The 4,000-nt window shown below is 72.4% G+C and carries 3 protein-coding genes; 2 read left to right on the plus strand and 1 reads right to left on the minus strand.

The window, feature by feature from the left end:
* Window positions 1-722, minus strand: a 722-nt coding sequence (locus EYA84_RS28080; protein WP_131056905.1) for a serine/threonine-protein kinase, incomplete at its 3' end; no start/stop codon positions are given.
* A gap of 358 nt (window positions 723-1,080) precedes the next feature.
* Here EYA84_RS28080 and EYA84_RS28085 point away from each other — a divergent pair.
* Window positions 1,081-2,208, plus strand: coding sequence for an N-acetylmuramoyl-L-alanine amidase (locus EYA84_RS28085; protein ID WP_131056906.1), 1,128 nt, complete (start codon window positions 1,081-1,083; stop codon window positions 2,206-2,208).
* A 51-nt stretch (window positions 2,209-2,259) separates the two neighbouring features.
* Window positions 2,260-3,834 carry an FMN-binding glutamate synthase family protein gene (locus tag EYA84_RS28090; RefSeq protein WP_131056908.1) on the plus strand — a complete coding sequence of 525 codons (1,575 nt, stop codon included), beginning with the start codon at window positions 2,260-2,262 and terminating at the stop codon, window positions 3,832-3,834.
* Window positions 3,835-4,000 lie beyond the last annotated feature (166 nt).

Here is a 4,000-nt window from a genome sequence, read left to right on the forward strand (position 1 = left end):
CGCTTGGCCATGCCGTGCCGCAGCAACCCGTGCACCGGTCGCGGGGCCGGGTCGGTGGGGATCGGCGCACGCGCGTGCTGGCGGCGCAGGGTGGCCAGGTCGCCCCCGTCGTACGGGGGGCGGCCGGTCAGGCACTCGAAGAAGGTGGCGGTGGCCGCGTAGATGTCGCACGCCGGTTCGGCGGGGGCACCGGTCCACTGCTCGGGGGCCATGTAGCGGGGTGTGCCGGTGACGCTGGCACCGGCGTCGGCACCGACCGGCATGGCGATGCCGAAGTCCGCCAACTTGCTGGTGCCCTCGGCGGTGACCAGGACGTTCTCCGGCTTGTAGTCGCGGTGCACCACCCCGTGGGTGTGCGCGGCGGCCAGCCCGGCGAGTGATCCCTTGAGGACACAGAGGGCGGACTCGGGTGTGGTGGGCCCCTGCGCGCGCAGCATCTGGCGCAGCGAGACGCCGTTCACCAGCTCCATCACGATGGCCGCGCCGTCGGGCGCCTCGACGTACTCGTAGAGGCGGCAGACGTACGGGTCGTCGATCTCGGCCAGGAGTCGGGCCTCGTCCCGGAAGGCGTACCGGAACAGCTCGTCGTGGAGCTGACCGGTCAGGTACTTGATCGCGACGGGCGTGCCGGTGGCGTCGTGCACGGCGAGGTCGACGGTGCCGGACGCGCCGGCACCGAGCCGCCGGACCAGGGTGTATCCGGGAACCTGCCATCCGATCATGTCGCCGCTCCCCGCGCTCCGCCCAGCGTGAGGGTGGGCACGCTGCTCATTGTGGCCGTGGACGGCGGCGGGACCATCCGCCCGACAGGTGCCTTCGTCACCCCGGGTGGCCGCCCTGCGGCTCGTCCGATCGACGACGTGGCCGCCGGGGGCTCGGCGGTCGACGGACGATGGTCGGTCTCGGACACGACGTCAGAGATAGCACCTCGGGTCAAGACCTGCGGCGCACCCGGCACGGCGGAGTCGGACGTCGACATCCGTCGACCTCTGGCGCCGGGAACGGTCCGGCAATATCCTCCACTCTTAGAGTCATCCGTGGAGCTGGTTTTCACGAACGCGCCGTTCCGGAGGAGAGGCCATGCCTGCCGAGCACACCCAGTGGGACCGCCGGACGATGCTGCGCGCGGGCCTCGGCGCCGCCACCGCCGTCGTCGTCGGGACCGGTCTCGCCCACCCCGCACCGGCCGAAGCCGCCGACGACCTGGACTGGATCATCGACTGCGACGAGTGGGGCGCCCGCCCGCCGACCGGCCCGCTGTCGGCCAGCGGGACAGCCACCAACAAGATCATCGTGCACCACATGGCCTTCCCCAACGTCACCGACCACTCTCGGGAGCGGGCGGTCGCGCTCGCCCGGGAGTGTCAGGACCTGCACGTCGACGGCAACGGCTGGTCGGACACCGGCCAACACTTCACGATCAGCCGGGGCGGTTACGTCCTCGAGGGCCGGCACGGCAGTCTGGACCGGCTACAGGCCGGTGAGCGGCAGATGATCGCCGCGCACTGCCCCGGGGAGAACGGGCGGGCCATCGGCATCGAGAACGAGGGCACGTACGTCGACCAGACCCCGCCGGACGCGCTGCTGGACTCGCTGGTGCGGCTCTGCGTGGCCGTCTGCCGGCGGTACGGCCTGCACGCCTCCGACATCTTCGGGCACTGGGACTTCCGCACCACCCAGTGTCCCGGGGCGGCCTTCTATCGAGAGTTCCCGACGCTGCGGCACCGGGTCTTCCGGGCCCTGGGCACACCGCCCCGCGACGTGCCGGCCCGCCGCTGGCCGGACGTGTGGCGCTTCGTCAACGCCCCCACCGTCCGCGTGGCGCAGTACCTGCTCGCCCACCACGGCTACCCCGTCGAGCCGACCGGCACCTTCGACGCGGCCACCGTCGCGGCGGTGCAGGACTGGCAGGCCCGCCAGGGGCTTCCGGTCGACGTCGACGCCACGCTGACGGCCGCCACCTGGGAGACCCTCGCCCCGGACCTGGGCCGGGGCAGCGCCGGCCTGCCGGTCACCGCCGCGCAGGACCTGCTCGCCGGCAAGGGGTACGCCGACGTGGCGCCGACGGGGGTGCTCGACGAGCCGACCCGACGGGCGGTACGCGACCTGCAGGCGCTACACCGGCTGCCCCGCACCGGCACGGTCGACAGCGGCACCTGGTGCGCGATCGTCGGCGGGGTGGTGCGGCAGTCGCTGGTCCGGGCCTGAGCCGCGTCGCCGGGACGTTTGACCTGGCCCGGAGTCGGAAAGTGTGGCGGGATGAGATGGGCCCGCCACGCCGTACCCGCCGCCGTCGCCGCACTCGCCGCGCTCGCCGCACGCGACCTGCTTCAACGCGAACACGCGCTGCGCCGCAACTTCCCGGTGCTCGGCCGGGCTCGCTACCTGCTGGAGTCGATCGGGCCGGAGCTGCGGCAGTACATCGTCGCCGGCAACAACGAGGAACGCCCGTTCACCCGCGACCAGCGCCGCTGGGTGTACGCCTCGGCGAAGCAGGAGAACAACTACTTCGGGTTCGGCACCGACAACGACATCGAGTACACCGCCGGTTATCCGATCATCAAGCACCGCACCTTCGGTCGGCCAGTACCGCCGTCGGTCCCGACCATGGGCCACGACGTCCGGCTGCCCGTCGCCAAGGTGCTCGGCGCGGCCCGGGGCCGGGCCCGCGCCTTCCGGCCCGAGTCGGTGGTGAGCATCTCGGGGATGAGCTTCGGTTCGTTGTCCGGGCGGGCGGTCGAGGCGCTGAACCGGGGTGCGGCGCTCTCCGGCTGCCTGCACAACACCGGCGAGGGCGGGGTGTCGCCGTACCACCGCAACGGCGGTGAGCTGATCTTCCAGATCGGCACGGCGTACTTCGGGTGCCGCGACGACCGGGGCCGGTTCGACCTGGCCCGGCTCAAGGACGTGGTGGCCGCCAACCCGGTCCGGGCGTTGGAGATCAAGCTCAGTCAGGGTGCCAAGCCGAGCCTCGGCGGGCTGCTGCCGGCGGCGAAGGTCTCCGCGGAGATCGCCGAGACCCGGGGCATCCAGGTCGGCCGGGACTGCGTGAGCCCGTCCCGACACGCCGAGTTCTCCGACTGCGACAGCCTGCTCGACTGGGTGGAGTTGCTGGCCGCCGAGACCGGCCTGCCGGTCGGCATCAAGTCCGCCGTCGGCGACCTGAGCTTCTGGACCGAGCTGGCCGACCTGATGCGGGACACCGACCGGGGCGTCGACTTCGTCAGCGTCGACGGCGGCGAGGGCGGCACCGGCGCCGCACCGATGATCTTCACCGACTCCGTGTCACTGCCGTTCCAGCAGGGCTTCGCCCGGGTCTATCCGATCTTCGCCGAGCGCGACCTGCACGAGCAGGTGGTCTTCGTCGGTGCCGGCAAGCTCGGCCTGCCGGACAACGCGGTGGTCGCGTTCGCGCTCGGCTGCGACATGCTCGCCGTCGGCCGCGAGGCGATGCTGGCCATCGGCTGCATCCAGGCGCAGAAGTGCCACGACGACAGCTGCCCGACCGGGGTGGCCACCCAGAACGCCTGGCTGGCCCGGGGCCTGGACCCGACGTCGAAGGCCAAGCGTGCCGCGCACTACGTCAAGACCCTGCGACGGGATCTGATGAAGGTGGCCGAGGCCTGCGGGGTGGAACACCCCGGACTCATCGACGCCGACTCCGTCGAGATCCTCGGCGGCCGCACCAGTTCCACCCCGCTACGCGAGGTGTACGGGTACCAGCCGGACTGGGGCCTGCCCTCGGCCGCCGATCAGAAGGCGATCCGGGACCTGATGTCCACCGAGGCTCCGCAGGGCGGCAGCGCTCCCCCGTCCCCGACCGCACGCAGATGATTCTCCCGACGATCTGACGTGTCGGGCGACGCGCTCGCGCACCCTGGCGAAGCCGACCGCCGACACGGTCACGGTGCTCGGCACCGCGCGGGCGCTGCTGCGGGTGCTGCCCGACCTGTGGCCTCGGTCGATGCGGGCGCGGCGGGTCCGGGGCCCGGTCACCGGA

It is taken from the genome of Verrucosispora sp. SN26_14.1 (assembly GCF_004307965.1).
In the GTDB taxonomy this organism is placed as follows: domain Bacteria; phylum Actinomycetota; class Actinomycetes; order Mycobacteriales; family Micromonosporaceae; genus Micromonospora.

What these genes read in the sequence shown, in the direction of transcription:
- EYA84_RS28085 (WP_131056906.1), top strand. Translation starts at nt 1,081, where the DNA reads ATGCCTGCCGAGCACACCCAGTGGGACCGCCGGACGATGCTGCGCGCG.
- EYA84_RS28090 (WP_131056908.1), top strand. Translation starts at nt 2,260, where the DNA reads ATGAGATGGGCCCGCCACGCCGTACCCGCCGCCGTCGCCGCACTCGCC.